The sequence below is a fragment of the Pseudomonas sp. GLN_2 genome (genome assembly GCF_043106005.1).
GTDB lineage: Bacteria > Pseudomonadota > Gammaproteobacteria > Pseudomonadales > Pseudomonadaceae > Aquipseudomonas > Aquipseudomonas alloputida.
On the sequence record NZ_JBICMC010000091.1, the window covers coordinates 20475 to 38573 of the forward strand.

General features: G+C 62.4%; 13 protein-coding genes. 12 read left to right on the forward strand and 1 reads right to left on the reverse strand.

Annotated features, from left to right (window positions below):
- Positions 1-119 precede the first annotated feature (119 nt).
- The 11 genes from ACF8Q6_RS23055 to ACF8Q6_RS23105 all read left to right on the forward strand — a co-directional run bounded on the left by ACF8Q6_RS23055 (position 120) and on the right by ACF8Q6_RS23105 (position 17166).
- Entirely contained in the window at positions 120-296 is a 177-nt protein-coding gene (locus ACF8Q6_RS23055) for a hypothetical protein (RefSeq protein ID WP_003250005.1), read from the forward strand.
- Positions 280-3255 (forward strand): sensor histidine kinase, encoded by a 2976-nt coding sequence (locus ACF8Q6_RS23060; RefSeq protein WP_019437283.1) that lies wholly within the window; start codon positions 280-282, stop codon positions 3253-3255. The genes ACF8Q6_RS23055 and ACF8Q6_RS23060 overlap by 17 nt, the downstream gene beginning before the upstream one ends.
- 4 nt (positions 3256-3259) lie before the next feature.
- A complete protein-coding gene (locus ACF8Q6_RS23065) occupies positions 3260-4702 on the forward strand; it encodes a sigma-54-dependent transcriptional regulator (protein WP_392490136.1) in 1443 nt (480 codons plus the stop codon).
- 779 nt (positions 4703-5481) lie between these two features.
- A complete protein-coding gene (locus ACF8Q6_RS23070; RefSeq protein ID WP_392490137.1) occupies positions 5482-6864 on the forward strand; it encodes a polynucleotide adenylyltransferase PcnB in 1383 nt (460 codons plus the stop codon).
- Positions 6861-7340, forward strand: coding sequence for a 2-amino-4-hydroxy-6-hydroxymethyldihydropteridine diphosphokinase (gene folK, locus ACF8Q6_RS23075; RefSeq protein ID WP_010955348.1), 480 nt, complete (start codon positions 6861-6863; stop codon positions 7338-7340). Before ACF8Q6_RS23070 ends, folK begins: the two co-directional genes overlap by 4 nt.
- A gap of 262 nt (positions 7341-7602) precedes the next feature.
- A complete protein-coding gene (panB, locus tag ACF8Q6_RS23080) occupies positions 7603-8403 on the forward strand; it encodes a 3-methyl-2-oxobutanoate hydroxymethyltransferase (RefSeq protein WP_392490138.1) in 801 nt (266 codons plus the stop codon).
- Positions 8400-9263, forward strand: a complete 864-nt coding sequence (gene panC / locus ACF8Q6_RS23085) for a pantoate--beta-alanine ligase (RefSeq protein WP_121784085.1) — start codon at positions 8400-8402, stop codon at positions 9261-9263. Before panB ends, panC begins: the two co-directional genes overlap by 4 nt.
- 206 nt (positions 9264-9469) lie before the next feature.
- Positions 9470-11134: a glucose-6-phosphate isomerase gene (pgi, locus tag ACF8Q6_RS23090; RefSeq protein ID WP_012053741.1), complete on the forward strand. Its 1665-nt coding sequence runs from the start codon at positions 9470-9472 to the stop codon at positions 11132-11134.
- A gap of 171 nt (positions 11135-11305) precedes the next feature.
- The gene (acs, locus tag ACF8Q6_RS23095; protein WP_019752967.1) at positions 11306-13240 is read left to right on the forward strand and encodes an acetate--CoA ligase; all 1935 of its coding nucleotides are present in this window, start codon (positions 11306-11308) and stop codon (positions 13238-13240) included.
- 41 nt (positions 13241-13281) lie between these two features.
- Complete coding sequence (locus ACF8Q6_RS23100) at positions 13282-14151, forward strand: oxygenase MpaB family protein (protein ID WP_392494427.1); 870 nt, start codon at positions 13282-13284, stop codon at positions 14149-14151.
- A gap of 78 nt (positions 14152-14229) precedes the next feature.
- Positions 14230-17166: a DUF748 domain-containing protein gene (locus ACF8Q6_RS23105; RefSeq protein WP_392494429.1), complete on the forward strand. Its 2937-nt coding sequence runs from the start codon at positions 14230-14232 to the stop codon at positions 17164-17166.
- A gap of 103 nt (positions 17167-17269) precedes the next feature.
- Here ACF8Q6_RS23105 and ACF8Q6_RS23110 read toward each other — a convergent pair whose 3' ends face one another.
- A complete protein-coding gene (locus tag ACF8Q6_RS23110) occupies positions 17270-17683 on the reverse strand; it encodes a VOC family protein (protein ID WP_010955354.1) in 414 nt (137 codons plus the stop codon).
- A gap of 60 nt (positions 17684-17743) precedes the next feature.
- Here ACF8Q6_RS23110 and ACF8Q6_RS23115 point away from each other — a divergent pair, with 60 nt between their 5' ends.
- Positions 17744-18046: a putative quinol monooxygenase gene (locus ACF8Q6_RS23115; protein WP_392494431.1), complete on the forward strand. Its 303-nt coding sequence runs from the start codon at positions 17744-17746 to the stop codon at positions 18044-18046.
- Positions 18047-18099 lie beyond the last annotated feature (53 nt).

Genomic DNA, 18099 nt, shown 5'->3' on the forward strand with positions numbered 1-18099 from the left:
AAACAAAAGCCCAGTAAATTCAAACCCTTGGCGAACGCTGTGGATTCCCGCTAGCATCCCCCCTGCCATTTGCGCCAATAATAAGTTCAAGCCCGCAGCGCCCAACCATCGAGGCCAGCATGTACATCTATCGTTTGGTCCTGCTTCTGGTCGTGGGAATCTACCTGTTCTCCCCGGCCATCATGGACTGGTGGATCGAACCGACCGGAGCCTGGTACCGCCCCTACCTGCTCTGGCTGATCCTGATCGTCGTCACCTTCATCCTGCAGAGCCAACGAGATGCCGATGAGCTTTAGCCTGACCCAGATGATCCTGATTAGCGCCGGGTACCTCATGGTGCTGTTCGGCGTGGCCTGGATCAGCGAGCGCGGGCTGATCCCGCGTTCGATCATTCGCCACCCACTTACCTACACCCTGTCGCTGGGCGTCTACGCCAGTGCCTGGGCCTTCTATGGCTCGGTTGGCCTGGCCTACCAGTACGGCTACGGCTTCCTTGCCTGTTACCTGGGGGTGTCTGGCGCATTCCTGCTGGCGCCGGTGCTGCTCTATCCGATCCTCAAGATCACCCGCACCTATCAGCTGTCATCGCTGGCCGACCTGTTGGCCTTCCGCTTCCGCAGTACCTGGGCCGGGGCCTTGACCACCATCATCATGCTGATTGGCGTGCTCCCGTTGCTGGCCCTGCAGATCCAGGCGGTGGCCGATTCGATCAGCATCCTTACCGGTGAACCGGTCAAGGCCCGGGTGGCCTTTGCCTTTTGCACGCTGATCATTCTGTTCACCATCTTCTTCGGCTCGCGGCACATCGCCACGCGCGAGAAGCATGAGGGGTTGGTTTTCGCCATCGCCTTCGAGTCGGTGATCAAGCTGCTGGCCCTGGGCGGCATCGGCCTGTATGCCTTGTATGGCGTATTCGGCGGCCCGCACGAGCTGGAAGTCTGGCTGTTGCAGAACCAGACCGCCCTTGCCGCCCTGCACACCCCCCTGCAGGAAGGCCCATGGCGCACCCTGCTGCTGGTGTTCTTCGCCTCGGCCATCGTCATGCCGCACATGTACCACATGGCCTTTACCGAAAACCTCAACCCGCGCTCGCTGGTCAGCGCCAGCTGGGGCCTGCCGCTGTTCCTGCTGCTGATGAGTCTTGCCGTGCCGCTGGTGCTGTGGGCCGGCCTGCGCCTGGGCGCCAGCACCAACCCCGAGTACTTCACCCTGGGCCTGGGCATCGCCGCCAACAACCAGGCATTGGCACTGCTGGCCTACATTGGCGGCCTGTCGGCAGCCAGCGGCCTGATCATCGTCACCACCCTGGCGCTGTCGGGCATGGCCCTGAATCACCTGGTGCTGCCGCTTTACCAGCCGCCGGCCGAGGGCAACATCTACCGTTGGCTGAAGTGGACCCGCCGTGCACTGATCGTCGCCATCATCACCGCAGGCTTCATGTTCTACCTGAGCCAGAACTACCACCAGAGCCTGGCCAACCTGGGCATCGTCGCCTTCGTCGCCACCTTGCAGTTCCTGCCTGGGGTGCTGTCGGTGCTCTACTGGCCAACCGCCAACCGCCGCGGTTTCATCGCCGGGCTGCTGGCCGGCACCCTGGTGTGGATGGTGACCATGCTGCTGCCACTTCTCGGCAACTTGCAGGGCTTCTACATTCCGCTGGTGGACATGATCTATGTGCTGGACGACACCAGCTGGCACATGGCAGCCATCGCCTCGCTGGCAGCCAACGTGCTGCTGTTCACCCTGATCTCACTGTTCACCAACGCCAGCACCGAAGAGGTCAGCGCGGCCGAAGCCTGTGCCGTGGATAACGTGCGCCGTCCGCAGCGCCGCGAGCTGCACGCCGCCTCGCCGCAGGAATTCGCCACCCAGCTGGCCAAGCCGCTGGGCGCCAAGGCCGCGCAAAAGGAAGTCGAGCAAGCACTGCGCGACCTCTACCTGCCGTTCGACGAACGCCGCCCCTATGCCCTTCGCCGCCTGCGCGACCGCATCGAAGCCAACTTGTCCGGCCTGATGGGGCCGAGCGTGGCCCAGGACATGGTCGAGACTTTCCTGCCGTACAAGTCCGGCAACGAAAACTACGTGACCGAAGACATCCACTTCATCGAAAGCCGCCTGGAAGACTACCACTCGCGCCTGACCGGGCTGGCCGCCGAACTCGATGCCCTGCGCCGCTACCATCGCCAGACCCTGCAGGAATTGCCCATGGGCGTCTGCTCACTGGCCAAGGACCAGGAAATCCTGATGTGGAACAAGGCCATGGAAGAACTCACCGGCATCGCCGCCAAGCATGTGGTCGGCTCGCGCCTGGTCACCATCGACGAGCCTTGGCGCGGCCTGCTGCAAGGCTTCATCAACGTGCCCGACGAGCACCTGCACAAGCAGCGCCTGGCGCTGGACGGCCAGCCGCGCTGGCTGAACCTGCACAAGGCAGCCATCGACGAGCCACTGGCCCCCGGTAACAGCGGGCTGGTACTGCTGGTGGAAGACCTTACCGAAACCCAGGCACTGGAAGACAAGCTGGTGCACTCCGAGCGCCTGGCCAGCATCGGCCGCCTGGCCGCCGGCGTGGCCCACGAGATCGGCAACCCGATCACCGGCATCGCCTGCCTGGCGCAAAACCTGCGCGAGGAACGCGAAGACGATGGCGAAATCATCGAGTTGTCCAGCCAGATCCTTGACCAGACCAAGCGCGTATCGCGCATCGTCCAGTCGCTGATGAGCTTTGCCCATGCCGGTGGCAGCCACCAGAACAGCGAGGAACCGGTGTGCCTGGCCGAAGTGGCACAAGATGCCATCGGTCTGCTGGCGTTGAACCGGCGCAATTTCGAAGTACAGTTCTTCAACCTTTGCGACCCGGACCATTGGGCCGAAGGTGACCCGCAGCGCCTGGCCCAGGTGCTGATCAACCTGCTCTCCAACGCCCGCGATGCCTCGCCGCCCGGTAGCGCCGTGCGCGTGCGCAGCGAGGTTAACGAGCACACCGTCGACCTGATCGTCGAAGACGAAGGCAGCGGGATTCCGAAGAACATCATGGACCGCCTGTTCGAACCCTTCTTCACCACCAAGGACCCGGGCGAAGGAACCGGACTGGGGCTCGCTCTGGTCTATTCCATCGTGGAAGAGCATTATGGGCAAATCACCATCGACAGCCCGGCCGATATCGAACGGCAACGTGGCACCCGGATCCGCGTGACCCTGCCCCGGCATGTCGTAGCGACGTCCCCTGAAATTCGAGACCGTCGAGAGAATTGAATCAATGCCGCACATTCTGATCGTCGAAGACGAAACCATCATCCGCTCGGCCCTGCGCCGCCTGCTTGAGCGGAACCAGTACCAGGTCAGCGAGGCCGGCTCGGTGCAGGAAGCCCAGGAACGCTTCAGCATTGCCACTTTCGACCTCATCGTCAGCGACCTGCGCCTGCCAGGCGCGCCCGGCACTGAGCTGATCAAGCTCGGCCAAGGCACCCCGGTGCTGATCATGACCAGTTACGCCAGCCTGCGCTCAGCGGTGGACTCGATGAAAATGGGCGCGGTGGACTACATCGCCAAGCCCTTCGACCACGACGAGATGCTGCAGGCAGTAGCGCGTATTCTGCGTGACCGGCAGAACGCCCCCGCTGCTGCACCGCCTGCCGAGCCACGCGCCAGCAATGGCAAGGCTACGCCGTCCGACAAAGGCAGCGCGGCAACAGCCAATGGCGAGATCGGCATCATCGGCTCGTGCCAGCCCATGCAGGACATGTACAGCAAGATCCGCAAGGTCGCGCCTACCGACTCCAATGTGCTGATCCAGGGCGAGTCGGGCACCGGTAAAGAGCTGGTGGCCCGCGCCCTGCACAACCTGTCTCGCCGGGCCAAGGCACCGATGATCTCGGTGAACTGCGCGGCCATCCCCGAAACGCTGATCGAATCCGAACTGTTCGGCCACGAAAAAGGCGCGTTCACCGGCGCCAGCGCCGGGCGCGCCGGCTTGGTGGAGGCCGCCGATGGCGGTACGCTGTTCCTCGATGAAATTGGCGAACTGCCGCTGGAAGCCCAGGCTCGCCTGCTGCGTGTGCTGCAGGAAGGCGAGATACGCCGGGTAGGTTCGGTGCAGTCGCAAAAGGTCGATGTGCGCCTGATCGCCGCGACCCACCGCGACCTGAAAAACCTGGCCAAGGCCGGTCAGTTCCGTGAAGACTTGTATTACCGACTGCACGTCATCGCCCTGAAGCTGCCGGCCCTGCGTGAGCGGGGCAGCGACGTCAACGAGATCGCCAACGTCTTCCTCGCCCGCCAGAGCGCTCGCATCGGCCGCGACGACCTGCACTTCTCGGCCGAGGCCGAGCAAGCCATTCGTCACTACAGCTGGCCCGGTAACGTGCGTGAACTGGAAAACGCCGTGGAGCGCGCGGTAATTCTCAGCGAGAGCGCAGAAATTTCCGCCGAGCTGCTGGGCATCGACATCGAGCTGAGCGACCTGGAAGAGGATGACATCCTCGACAATGCCCTGGTGGTGGCCAACGCGGGCAATGCCAGCCACGAGCCGACCGAAGACCTGTCGCTGGAAGACTACTTCCAGCACTTCGTGCTTGAACACCAGGACCACATGACCGAGACCGAACTGGCACGCAAGCTCGGCGTCAGCCGCAAGTGCCTGTGGGAACGCCGCCAGCGCCTGGGCATCCCACGGCGCAAGAGCAACGCTACCAGCGAATAACCCACCTGCGCACCGCACGCCGTAGCCTATGCGGCGTCGGTGAGACCGAGCGCCGCCCGCGCGGCGCTCGGTCTCACAGGCGCTGAACGTGTCACGGCGAACACCCCAGGTAACACCTCACCTCCCGTAAAAATCTGTTACCCAAGCTTTCCGCCGTAACAGTCCCCGAGGCGTACGGTAACGAAATTACGACATTTTCGACCTGCCAAAAATTGCAGAACCCGCCCAACCCCTTGATTTTACTGAGTTTTGAAAAGTTGGCACGGCACCTGCTATATGTTTGGTACAAGAACAATAACAAGCACTGCAACTCAGAATAAGAACAAGACGAAACGGCTCACGCACAATAAAAACAAGATGGCGGAGGCGCAGCTAACTGATTCTTTTGGAGAGGATGCGTGTTTGGGGCTTGCCCCACAACCAGGCAGAGAACAACAAAAACTGCACTAAAAGCAGCGCCTGAACTGGTTGGATCGACAGATCAACGTGTCATCAGCGGCCAAAGCAATCCGTTTGCTCTTTACCCCCGGTTTGGGGGTCGTTCACAAGCTTCGAGATTTGTGGACAGGGCACTCAACAAAAACAAGAAGCCCAGCAAAAAAACAATAAGAGCACGTAACGACTTCTTGGGGAGCTTAGGCTCCCCTTGTCGTTTCTACCCTTCTGGCAGGCATCCTGCTACCCGCCTACACCATTCCCCGAGTAAATGCTAGAATCCCCGCCCATCATGCGGCCATTCTCCTATTCTTGGCCGAACATTCCTTCACACAGTGCATCCCATGCTGAAGAAGCTGTTCCAGTCTTTCCGCCCGCCCGTACCGGGCCCGCACCACAGGCGCACCACGCCCGAGGTGATCAACAAGAGCCAGCACTCGCTGCAGCGCCACCAGTTCAGCCGTCATGCGGTGAACATCGTGGAGCGCCTGCAAAGCGCCGGCTACCAGGCTTACCTGGTCGGTGGCTGTGTCCGCGACCTGATGCTGGGCATCACGCCGAAGGACTTCGACGTCGCCACCAGCGCCACCCCCGAACAGGTCCGTGCCGAGTTCCGCAACGCCCGCATCATTGGTCGTCGCTTCAAATTGGTCCATGTGCATTTCGGCCGTGAGATCATTGAAGTCGCCACCTTCCGCGCCCACCACTCCGAGGACGACCAGGGCGATGCCCACCGTTCGTCGCATAACGCCAGTGGCCGCATTCTGCGAGACAACGTGTACGGCACCCTGGAAGAGGACGCGCAACGCCGCGACTTCACCATCAACGCCCTGTACTACGATCCGGTCAGCGAGCGCATTCTCGATTACGCCAACGGTGTGCACGACGTGCGCAATCGCCTGCTGCGGCTGATCGGGGACCCGACCCAGCGCTACCAGGAAGACCCGGTGCGCATGCTGCGCGCGGTGCGCTTTGCTGCCAAGCTCGACTTTGGCATCGAAAAGCACACCTACCTGCCGATTCGCGGCCTGGCCCCGATGCTGCGCGAGATTCCACCCGCGCGCCTGTTCGAGGAATGCCTCAAGCTGTTCCTCAGCGGCCAAGGTGCCATCGCCTTCGAAATGCTGGTTGACCTGGAGTTGTTCGAACCGCTGTTCCCGGCCAGTGCCCACGCGCTGGACGAGCGGCCGACCTACACCCACACGCTGATCAGCCAGGCACTGCACAACACCGACCTGCGCGTGAAGCAGGGCAAGCCGGTGACGCCAGCCTTCCTGTTTGCTGCTCTGCTCTGGCCAGCTCTGCCGGCCCGTGTGCTGCACCTGCAGAATCAGGGCGTGCCGCCGATCCCGGCCATGAACGGTGCAGCCCACGACCTGATCGCCGAGCAGTGCGCGCGCATTGCCATCCCCAAGCGTTTCACCCTGCCGATCCGCGAAATCTGGGACATGCAGGAGCGCCTGCCGCGCCGCAGCGGCAAGCGCGCCGACATGCTGCTGGACAACCCGCGTTTCCGCGCCGGTTACGACTTCCTGCTGCTGCGTGAAAGCGCCGGGGAAGAAACCGACGACCTGGGCAAGTGGTGGACCGATTACCAGGACGCAAACGACAGCGAGCGCCGCGAGATGATCCGCGAGCTTGGTAGCCGTGACGACAGTGCCGGCCCGCGCAAGCGCAAGCGCAGCGGCAGCAAACGCAAGCGCAGTGGCGACGAGGCGTTCGAGTGACCATTCGCGCCTACGTAGGCCTGGGCAGCAACCTGGACGCACCTGCCGAGCAGTTGCGTAGCGCCTTGCAGGCGCTCGACCAGGTAGAAGCCACGCGCCTGGTAGCCGCCTCGGCCCTGTACACCAGTGATTCGCTGCTGCCCGGCCAACCGCGCTACACCAACGCTGTCGCCGCCCTGGACACCGCCCTGGCACCACTGGCATTGCTCGATGCGCTGCAGGCCATCGAAAACGACCAGGGCCGCGTGCGCAAGGAACGCTGGGGCCCACGCACGCTGGACCTGGATATCTTGCTGTTCGGTGACCAGGTGCTCGACCAGCCACGCCTGAAAGTGCCGCATTACCACATGCATGCCCGCCCCTTCGTGCTGTATCCGTTGGCCGAGCTGGTACCGGGCGATTTCCGCCTGGCCGATGGTCGTGCCCTCGCGCAACTGCTCGACGAATGCCCGTTCGTCGGCCTGGAACGCCTGTAGACCGGGCGTTCCAGCCTGCATTGCCACCTCGGTAACGCCAGTAACACCCTGATCGTAACAATGCGGTAACAGGGTGATTGACTTCCCCCACCTCGCTCACGACTATAGGCGTCCCGTGTGGCACCAAAGTGCCGCATACCCGTATTTAGGCCCGGACGGACCTGTGCCCGAACATCACGCGCGATGATGTGCCGCTCCGGAAGATGACTACACGCGTTGAATGCAGTCGTTTTTTACAGCGCCTGAACGAGGAATTTCCTACATGCCTGAAGTAACCCTTACCACCCTTAACGGCCTCAAGGCCAAGGGTGAAAAAATCACCATGCTGACCTGCTACGACGCGACCTTTGCCAAGGTCGCCAGCCAGGCCGGCGTTGAAGTGTTGCTGGTGGGCGACTCGCTGGGAATGGTCCTGCAGGGCCACGACAGCACCTTGCCGGTCACCACGGCGGAGATGGCCTACCACACCGCCAGCGTCAAACGCGGCAATGACGGCGCGCTGATCCTCACCGACCTGCCGTTCATGGCCCACGCCACGCCGGAGCAGGCCTTTGCCAACAGCGCCACACTGATGCAGGCCGGCGCCCACATGGTCAAGATCGAAGGCGCAGCCTGGCTGGCCGAAACCATCCGCTTGCTGGCCGAACGTGGTGTACCGGTGTGCGCGCACATGGGCCTGACCCCGCAAACCGTCAACGTGCTGGGCGGCTACAAAGTGCAGGGCCGCCAGGAGGCCCAGGCCCGGCAGATGCGCGCCGACGCCATTGCCCTGGAACAGGCCGGTGCGGCCATGCTGCTGCTCGAGTGCGTACCCAGCGAGCTGGCGGCGGAAATCACCAATGCCGTTGGCATCCCGGTAATCGGCATTGGCGCCGGCAGCGCCACCGATGGCCAGGTACTGGTACTGCACGACATGCTCGGCCTGTCGCTGAGCGGCCGGGTACCGAAGTTCGTGAAGAACTTCATGCAGGGCCAACCGGATATCCATAGCGCCCTCGTCGCTTACGTCGAGGCGGTCAAGCAAGTCAGTTTCCCAGGCAGCGAACACGGGTTCAGTGCATGAATACAGTCAAGACCGTCCGCGAACTGCGCGCGGCAGTGGCCCGCGCGCGCGGTGAGGGCAAACGCATCGGTTTCGTGCCGACCATGGGCAACCTGCACAGCGGCCATGCGGCCTTGGTGACCAAGGCTGCCCAGCGCGCCGATTTCGTGGTCGCCAGTATCTTCGTCAACCCGCTGCAGTTTGGCGCCAACGAAGACCTCGACAAATACCCACGCACCCTGGCAGCCGACCAGGAGCGCCTGGTGCAGGCCGGCTGCAACCTGCTGTTCGCGCCCACCGTGGAAGAGATGTACCCCGACGGCATGAGCGTGCAAACACGCGTCAGCGTGCCCCAGCTTTCCGAAGGCCTGTGCGGCGCCAGCCGGCCTGGGCATTTCGAGGGCGTGGCCACCGTGGTCAACAAGCTGTTCAACATGGTCCAGCCAGACCTTGCCGTGTTCGGCGAGAAGGACTATCAGCAGTTGGCGGTGATCCGCGCCATGGTGCGCGACCTGAACATGCCGATCCAGATCATCGGCGAACCCACCGTGCGTGCCGAAGACGGCTTGGCGCTGTCGTCGCGCAATGGCTACCTCACGCCAGAGCAGCGTACTGCTGCGCCAGCGCTGTACCGCACACTGCAGCACATTGCAGCGGGCATCGGCCGTGGCCAGCGGGATTTTGCCGCGCTGGTCGCTGAAGGCCTGGCGCAACTGAGCGCAGCGGGTTTCCGCCCGGATTACCTGGAAGTACGCCATGCCGTAAGCTTGCGCCCGGCAATGATCGATGATCGAGACCTGGTGGTGATTGCGGCGGCTTACCTGGGTAACACACGGTTGATCGACAACCTCTACCTGCATGTGGAAGAGAAGACCGCATAACGGTCCTGGGTTGCCTTACAGCCCATTCGCGGGCAAGCCCGCTCCTGCACGTTTACCTGTAGGGGCGGGCTTGCTTGCAATGCCCCCAAAATCCCCCTGCCATACCCATTCCCAGCACGTGGCCTTTGCCTATAATGGTGCCAGCCTGAACCCGGCAACGACTGCCGTGTCCAAGCCCTCACCACGCACCAAGGGAACCCCGCGCAATGGCGTATTACCGTACACCCCACGATGTGACGGCCCTGCCCGCCTGGCAGGCGCTTCAGAAACACCGCGACGCCATGCAAAGCTTTAGCATGCGCGAAGCCTTCGCCGCCGATGCCAAGCGCTTCGACCAGTTTTCCCTTAGCGCTTGCGGCCTGTTCCTCGACTACTCAAAAAACCTGATCACTGAGCAAAGCCGCGACCTGCTGGTCAGCCTGGCCAATGAAGTGGGCCTGCAAGACGCCATCAAGTCGATGTTCAGCGGTGAGATCATCAACGCCTCCGAAGGCCGCCCGGTGCTTCACACCGCCTTGCGCCGGCCCGTAGGTGACAAACTCAGCGTCAACGGCGTGAACGTCATGCCGGAAGTGCACAAGGTGCTCAACCAGATTACCGAACTGGTCGGCCGCATTCACGATGGCCTGTGGCGCGGCTACAGCGAAAAGCCGATCACCGACGTGGTCAACATTGGCATTGGCGGTTCGTTCCTGGGCCCCGAGCTGGTGTCCGAAGCGCTGCTACCCTATGCCCAGCGCGGCGTGCGCTGCCACTACCTGGCCAATATCGACGGCAGCGAGTTCCACGAGCTGTCGGCCAACCTGCGCGCCGAAACCACCCTGTTCATCGTCTCGTCGAAGTCGTTCAACACCCTCGAGACGCTGAAAAACGCCATGGCCGCGCGTACCTGGTACCTGGCCCAAGGCGGCTCGGAAGCCGAGCTGTACCGCCATTTCATTGCAGTTTCCAGCAACAAGGCCGCTGCTGTAGCGTTCGGCATCCGCGAAGAAAACATCTTCCCGATGTGGGACTGGGTGGGCGGGCGCTACTCGCTGTGGTCGGCCATCGGCCTGCCGATCGCCCTGGCCATCGGCACTGCCAACTTCAAGGAACTGCTGTCCGGCGCCTACACCATGGACCAGCACTTCCAGACCGCACCGTTCGACAAGAACATGCCGGTGCTACTGGCCTTGCTGGGCGTGTGGTATGGCAACTTCTGGGACGCGAACAGCCACGCGATCCTGCCGTACGACCACTACCTGCGCAACATCACCAAGCACTTGCAGCAGCTGGACATGGAATCCAACGGCAAGAGCGTATTGCAAGACGGTACCCCGGTGAAGACCGACACCGGGCCGGTAATCTGGGGCGGCGTGGGCTGCAACGGCCAGCATGCCTATCACCAGTTGCTGCACCAGGGCACCCAGTTGATTCCGGCCGACTTCATCGTGCCAGTGGTGAGCTTCAACCCGGTGGCCGACCACCACCAGTGGCTGTACGCCAACTGCCTGTCGCAGAGCCAGGCGCTGATGCTGGGCAAAACCCGCGAGGAGGCCGAAGCCGAATTGCGCGCTAAAGGCCTCAACGAAGCAGACATCGAAAAGCTGGCCCCGCACAAGGTGATCCCGGGTAACCGCCCGAGCAACACGTTGGTGGTCGAGCGCATCAGCCCGCGCCGGCTGGGTGCGCTGGTGGCCATGTACGAGCACAAGGTGTTCGTACAGAGCGTTATCTGGGGTATCAACGCCTTCGATCAGTGGGGCGTCGAGCTGGGCAAGGAGCTGGGCAAGGGCGTTTACCAGCGCTTGGTCGGTAGCCTGGAAGACAGCGCCGAAGACGGTTCCACCCAAGGCCTGATCAACTACTTCCGCGGCCGTCACCGCGGTTGATCCGAGCTTGTGCCGGCCTCTTCGCGGGTAAACCCGCCTACCAGCGTTACTTCGTAGGAGCGGGTTTACCCGCGAAGAGGCCGCCACAGGTTGAACACCGCTCCCAGCTACACTGTCCTATCGAATAGCCGTTGCAGTCCATCGCCCCTTACAAGAGCAGGACCACCCGCCATGTTCGATATCCGCAAATACCCCCAGGCCCTGGCCGTCAGCCAGTCCGCCGCCCTCACCCCCGAAGACTACCGCCGCCTCTACCGCCAGTCGGTCGAAGACCCAGACACCTTCTGGGCCGAACAGGCCAAACGTCTGGACTGGATCAAGCCTTGGTCAAGCGTGCAGCAATGCGACCTGCATACCGGCAAGGCCCGCTGGTTCGACGGTGCGCAACTCAACGTCAGCTACAACTGCATCGACCGTCATCTGGCCCAGCGCGGCGAGCAAACGGCCCTGCTGTGGGAAGGCGACGATCCCAAGGACTCCAAGGCCATCACCTACCGCGAACTGCACCGTCAGGTCTGCCGCCTGGCCAATGCAATGAAAGCGCGCGGTGTGAAGAAAGGCGACCGGGTGTGCATCTACATGCCAATGATTCCCGAGGCCGCCTTTGCCATGCTCGCCTGCACCCGCATCGGCGCCATCCACTCGGTGGTGTTCGGCGGTTTCTCCCCCGATGCGCTGCGAGACCGCATTCTCGATGCCGACTGCCGCACCGTGATCACCGCCGATGAAGGCGTGCGTGGCGGCAAACGCATCCCGCTGAAACAGAACGTCGACAAGGCCCTGGCCAGTTGCCCTGCGGTCAGTAGCGTATTGGTGGTGCGTCGCACTGGCGGCGATGTTGCGTGGACCGAGGGCCGCGACCTCTGGTATCACGAAGCGACGAAGGATGCCGGCGACGACTGCCCCCCAGAACCGATGGAGGCCGAAGACCCGCTGTTCATCCTCTACACCTCCGGCAGCACCGGCAAACCCAAAGGGGTGCTGCATACCACCGGCGGCTACCTGCTGCAGGCAACGATGACCTTCAAGGTGGTGTTCGATTATCGTGACGGCGAGGTGTTCTGGTGCACCGCCGATGTCGGCTGGGTGACCGGCCACAGCTACATCGTCTATGGCCCGCTGGCCAATGGCGCAATCTCGCTGATGTTCGAAGGCGTGCCCAACTACCCGGATACCTCGCGTTTCTGGCAAGTGGTGGACAAGCACCAGGTGAACATTTTCTATACCGCCCCGACCGCCCTGCGCGCACTGATGCGCGAGGGCTCTGCGCCACTGCAGGGCACCTCACGCAAAAGCCTGCGCCTGCTGGGCAGCGTCGGCGAGCCGATCAACCCGGAAGCCTGGGAATGGTATTTCGAGGAGGTCGGGCAGAAGCGCTGCCCGATTGTGGATACCTGGTGGCAGACCGAAACCGGCGGCATCATGCTCACCCCGCTGCCCGGCACGCAGTCACTCAAACCCGGCTGCGCTACCCAGCCAATGTTCGGCGTGCAGCCGGTGCTACTGGACGAAAAAGGCAAACTGATCGAAGGCCCCGGCGCCGGCGTGCTGGCAATCAAAGCCAGCTGGCCCGGGCAGATCCGCAGTGTCTACGGCGACCACCAGCGGATGGTCGACACCTACTTCAAGCCCTTGCCCGGCTACTACTTCACTGGCGACGGTGCCCGCCGCGATGCCGATGGCGACTACTGGATCACCGGGCGCATCGACGATGTGATCAACGTGTCCGGGCACCGCATTGGCACCGCTGAAGTGGAAAGCGCACTTGTGCTGCATGACAGCGTGGCCGAAGCCGCGGTGGTCGGCTACCCCCACGACCTCAAGGGCCAAGGCGTCTACGCCTTCGTCACGACCATGAATGGCGTGACACCAGATGACACGCTTAAGGCCGAGCTGCTGGCCCTGGTCAGCAAGGAAATCGGCAGCTTCGCCAAGCCTGAGCTGATTCAGTGGGCGCCAGCGCTACCCAAGACGCGCTCAGGCAAGATCATGCGGCGTATACTGCGCAAAATCGCCTGCAATGAGCTGGAAAACCTGGGCGATACCTCGACCCTGGCCGACCCAAGCGTGGTACAGGGCCTGATCGACAAACGCCTCAACCAGTAACCGGCGGCCGCAAATCTGGCCGCCCTGTACAGCAGGTCGCCATGGAAGCCCTTCGTCGCCGTATCGAAACCCAGGTCATGAGCCTCACTGGGCTGGCCCTCGGCCAGCTCGACCTGGAATCGCCCAAGGGCGACCCCGGCCTGTTCGGCCCGCACAGTATTAGCTGGCGGGTACATGGCGACTTCCCGAGCATGCTGGTCGGTGGCATCAGCGCGCTGATGCTGCAGTTGTTGCATCCCTTGGCCTTGGCCGGTGTGTGGGACCACTCCAATTTTCGTGAAGACTTGCTCGGCCGCTTGCGCCGCACCAGCCAGTTCATTTCCGGCACCACCTTCGGCGCCACTGGCGATGCCGAGTGGCTGATCGACAAAGTGCGCACCATTCACCTGCAGGTCACCGGCACTGCACCGGATGGCCGCCCTTATGCGGCCAGCGACCCGGATCTGTTGACCTGGGTGCATGTAGCGGAGGTCAGCCGTTTCCTCGCCGCCCACCTGCGTTACCGCAACCCACACCTGCCACGCGCCGAGCAGGATGCCTATTACAACGAAATCGCCCTGATCGCCGAGCGTCTTGGTGCCCGTGACGTGCCGCGCTCGTGCCAGCAAGTTGAAGACTATCTGCAACACATACGCCCGCAGCTGCACTGTGATGCGCGCAGCCATGAGGTGATACGAATCCTGCTCGACGCCCCTGCTCCCAGCCGCCTTGCACAGCCGGTTGGCAAACTGATGCTGCACGCGGGTATCGACTTGCTGCCCGGCTGGGCCCAGGCACTGCTCGGCCTGCAGCACGGGCCCCTGCAGCAGCGCCTGATCCGCCTGGGCCTGCGCCGCACCGCGCCGGTACTGCGCTGGGCAATGCGCGACGGCTCGGCACACCGGGCCAAACGGCGAATGGGCATTGATTGAGCGAAAAGGGTGGCCACTGCGGAACTGATTTAACGTGCCATACTCCAAGCACTCCTGCTTAGACAGACGAAGCGACACATGTACAAAGGATTGACTCGCGCCGCTGGCGCAATCGTGGCCTTGGTAGCCCTGTATAGCCTGCTTGGCTTTCTCATTCTTCCTGGTGTCGCACTGCGCATTGTCAACCAGCAGTTGGCCCAATACGCCACCGTGCCGGCCCAACTCGAACGGATCGAACTTAACCCCTTTAGCCTCGAGCTGACGCTGTGGGGCCTGCAGATCGGCGAGCCGGGCAAGGAGCAGGTCGGCTTCGAGCGTCTTTACGCTAACGCCTCCCTCGACAGCCTGTGGACAAAAGCCCTGCATCTGGAAGCGGTGGAACTCGACAAACCGCGCAACGAAGTGCTGTTCGCCAAGGACGGTACCCTCAACCTGACCGGGTTGTTCAAACTCCCGGCCAACGAAGCCAAACCCGAAGAGCCGCCCAGCGACCCGTTCCCGCTGCGTATTGGCAGTATCAGGCTCGTCGACGGCTACCTGCACTTCGAGGACCTGCGGCCCAGCGAGCCGATCGAGTTCCTCTACGACAACATGAATCTGGAGCTGAAAAACCTCAGCACCCTGCCCAACGACAACGCCGACATGACCTTGGTGGCCAGCGGCCCCAATGGCGGACGCATCGACTGGAAGGGCACGCTGAGCCTGTCGCCGATCGCCTCCGAAGGCACACTGAAGGTCACAGACGGCAAGATGAAGCTGTTCTGGCCCTACGTGCGCGATGCCGTGCCACTGGTGCTGGAAGACGGCGTGGTAAGCCTCGATACGCACTACAAGCTCAACCTCGCCAAACAGACCGAGCTGCTGCTGGATAACGTCTCCGTGCGCATCGCGCCCTTCGCCATCAAGGCGCCCGATGGCCGACCGTTGGCACGCCTGGCCAGCCTGGAGGTTAGCGAAACCTCCATTGACCTGGTCAAGCAGCAGGTCACGGTGGGCAAGGTTCGCAGCGAAAAGCTCGAAACCTGGGCGGCGCTGGAAAAAGATGGCCAGCTCGACTGGCAGAAGCTGTTCGCCAGCCAACCCGCCAAGGCCACGCCGAAGGAAAAGGCCGAGCCGGCGGCCGCAGCACCTACGCCTGAAGAGAAAGCGGCCAAAGAGCCAAGCAAACCCTGGCAAGTGCTGCTCAAGGACGTGCAGTTGCGCAACTACCTGGTACACCTGGAAGATCGCAGCCAAAAGGCACCGGTAGCCTTGGACATTGGTCCTCTCAATGCCGACCTGCAAGGTTTCGACAGCCTCAACCAGTCGCCCTTCACCCTCAAACTCGATACAGGTGTGGGTAAGCAAGGCAAGCTGCAGGCTGCAGGCCAGGTCAACCTGGCACCGATATGGGCAAAGCTGGATGTGAGCACCCGCGACATCGACCTGCGTGTAGCCCAGGCCTACATCAGCCCGTTCATCCTGCTGGAGCTGCGCAGCGGCATGCTCTCGAGCGACCTCAAGGTCGACCTGAAGAACACCGCGCCGCTGGCCTTCAATGTGACCGGCAAGGCGCAGGTCAGCCAGTTGCATACCCTCGACACCATCAAGAGCCGCGACTTCGTCAAATGGCAGCAGGTGAACGTCGACGGCTTGTCCTACGTGCACGGCGATGCTCTGTCGATCGACAAGGTGACCCTGCTGCAGCCCTATGCACGCTTCATCATCAACGAAGACCGCACCACTAACGTGAATGATCTGCTGATCCCGCAACCGGCCGACGCCCCGGCGAGCAGCCAGCCCAAGCCGACCACGGCCAGCAGCAACAAGCCGCTTGGCATCCATATCGGGCAGATCGACATCAATGACGGCTCGGCCAACTTTGCCGACCTGTCGCTAACCCCCAACTTCGCCACAGCCATCCAGCAACTCAACGGACAGATCGGCACCATCGACAACCGCAAGCCACAGCCGGCCAAGGTCGACGTCAAGGGCAAGGTAGACCGCTACGCACCGGTTACCATCAAGGGCGCACTCAACCCGTTCAATCCACTGGCCAGCCTGGACATTGCCACCAGCTTCAAGCGCGTCGAACTGACCACGCTCACGCCCTACTCCGGCAAGTTCGCCGGTTTCCGCATCCGCAAGGGGCGGCTGAACCTGGACCTGCACTACTTGATCACCAACGGCCAGCTCAAGGCCGAGAACAAGGTAGTAGTGGAGCAACTGCAGCTGGGCGAGAAAGTCGACAGCCCGGATGCGGTCGACCTTCCGATCCGCCTGGCGGTGGCATTGCTGAAGGATACCGAGGGCAAGATCTCGATCGAGCTGCCGGTGTCTGGCGACCTCAACAACCCGCAATTCAGCGTGATGCCGATTGTTTGGCAAACCCTGCGCAACCTGGTGCTGCGCGCGGCGCAGGCGCCATTCAAATTCATTGGCGGGCTGATCAGCGGCGGTAGCTCGGAAGACCTTGGCAATGTGGCGTTCGCCCCCGGCTCCAGCGAACTCAGCGGCGAGGCGCAGTCGTCCCTGGACAAGCTGGCATCCGCGCTGAAAGAGCGCCCGGAACTGCGCCTGGAAATCGAAGGCACCAGCGCCCAGGCCAGCGACGGCCCTCTGATTGCCCAACAGCGCCTTGAGCGTGAGTACCAGGCCACCTGGTACAAGATCCTGCAGCGACGGGGTGACAAGGTGCCGGCCAATGCCTCGATGCTGGTCGTGGACGACAGCGACAAGCCCGCGATGCTCGAAGGCATTTACCGCACCCGCCTGAAACAGCAGCCGCCAGCAGAATGGGAGCAACTGAGCCGTGACGAGCGTACCGCCAAGCTGCGCGCCGCGGTGATCAAGTCTTGGGCTGAGAGTACCGCCTTGCTGCGTACACTGGGCCAGGAACGGGCCAGCAGCATCAAGGACTACCTCGTGGACAAGGGCAAGCTTGAAGATGACCGGGTGTACTTCATCGACACCAGCCTGGGGCAGCCTGAAAGCGATGGGCGGGTGATTACGCCGATGCATCTGGATGCCGAGTAATCGCCTCCGGCAGGCCTGACCTCTTTCGCAGGCACGCCAGCCCCCACAGACCTACGCACTACCTGTGGGAGCGGGCGTGCCCGCGAAGAGGCCAGTACGGGCTTCAAACCAACCGCTGCCCCGACACCGCCGGGTGATACAGCGGTTGAACCTTGTTCCCGGCCGGGTCCAGCAGGTGGAAGCTGCGTGCGCCGTCACCATGGTTGAACGGCCGGTCGAGCAAGGTCACGCCATGAGCCTTGAAGTACTGGTACCAGGCTTCCAACTCCTCCACGCTGTCGACAATGAACCCGTAGTGATCCAGGGTCTGCAACCCGTTGGCCGCCCCTGCCCCGCGCCCCAATGACAGGTTGTCGTTACCGCAGGTGAGGTACACCAGGTCCTCATTGGCGCGGTTCAGCACTTCCATGCCCAGCACATCGACGTAGAAGCGTTCACACTCCTCCAGGTTAGGCACCAGCAGGGCAATGTGGCGCAAGCCATTCAGGCGGCCAGGGCGAGCAGGCAATTCGGACATTGGCGGGGCTCCATTTTTGTATACAATTCATTATTGAATTTAAAACAAAAGGAGAGATTTGTGTATAGCCTGTTCATCAAGACCCGAGTGAAGCCTGGATGCGCCGAAGCGTTCCTCAGTGCAATCAAGGTCAATGCTGCAGCTTCCGTGGCGAGTGAGCCAGGCTGCCTGGTGTTCGATGTGTCGCAGGACCGGGTCGATCCGGAGGTGATCTACCTGTACGAAATCTACCGCGATGATGCGGCGTATGACGCGCATACCCAGACCGCGCATTTTCGCGACAGCCGCCCATTGGTGGCGCCTCTGATCCTTGAACAGGAATGCTTCGAAAGCGATGTGATCGCGCGCAACCCGGTGTATTGAGCGCAAGAAAAAGCCCTGGCACGGGCCAGGGCTTTGATGAAAGTGGCCAAATC

What these genes read in the sequence shown, in the direction of transcription:
- acs (WP_019752967.1), top strand. Translation starts at nt 11,306, where the DNA reads ATGTTCGATATCCGCAAATACCCCCAGGCCCTGGCCGTCAGCCAGTCC.
- ACF8Q6_RS23105 (WP_392494429.1), top strand. Translation starts at nt 14,230, where the DNA reads ATGTACAAAGGATTGACTCGCGCCGCTGGCGCAATCGTGGCCTTGGTA.
- ACF8Q6_RS23100 (WP_392494427.1), top strand. Translation starts at nt 13,282, where the DNA reads ATGGAAGCCCTTCGTCGCCGTATCGAAACCCAGGTCATGAGCCTCACT.
- pgi (WP_012053741.1), top strand. Translation starts at nt 9,470, where the DNA reads ATGGCGTATTACCGTACACCCCACGATGTGACGGCCCTGCCCGCCTGG.
- panC (WP_121784085.1), top strand. Translation starts at nt 8,400, where the DNA reads ATGAATACAGTCAAGACCGTCCGCGAACTGCGCGCGGCAGTGGCCCGC.
- ACF8Q6_RS23055 (WP_003250005.1), top strand. Translation starts at nt 120, where the DNA reads ATGTACATCTATCGTTTGGTCCTGCTTCTGGTCGTGGGAATCTACCTG.
- ACF8Q6_RS23070 (WP_392490137.1), top strand. Translation starts at nt 5,482, where the DNA reads ATGCTGAAGAAGCTGTTCCAGTCTTTCCGCCCGCCCGTACCGGGCCCG.
- ACF8Q6_RS23060 (WP_019437283.1), top strand. Translation starts at nt 280, where the DNA reads ATGCCGATGAGCTTTAGCCTGACCCAGATGATCCTGATTAGCGCCGGG.
- ACF8Q6_RS23110 (WP_010955354.1), bottom strand. Translation starts at nt 17,683, where the DNA reads ATGTCCGAATTGCCTGCTCGCCCTGGCCGCCTGAATGGCTTGCGCCAC.
- panB (WP_392490138.1), top strand. Translation starts at nt 7,603, where the DNA reads ATGCCTGAAGTAACCCTTACCACCCTTAACGGCCTCAAGGCCAAGGGT.
- ACF8Q6_RS23065 (WP_392490136.1), top strand. Translation starts at nt 3,260, where the DNA reads ATGCCGCACATTCTGATCGTCGAAGACGAAACCATCATCCGCTCGGCC.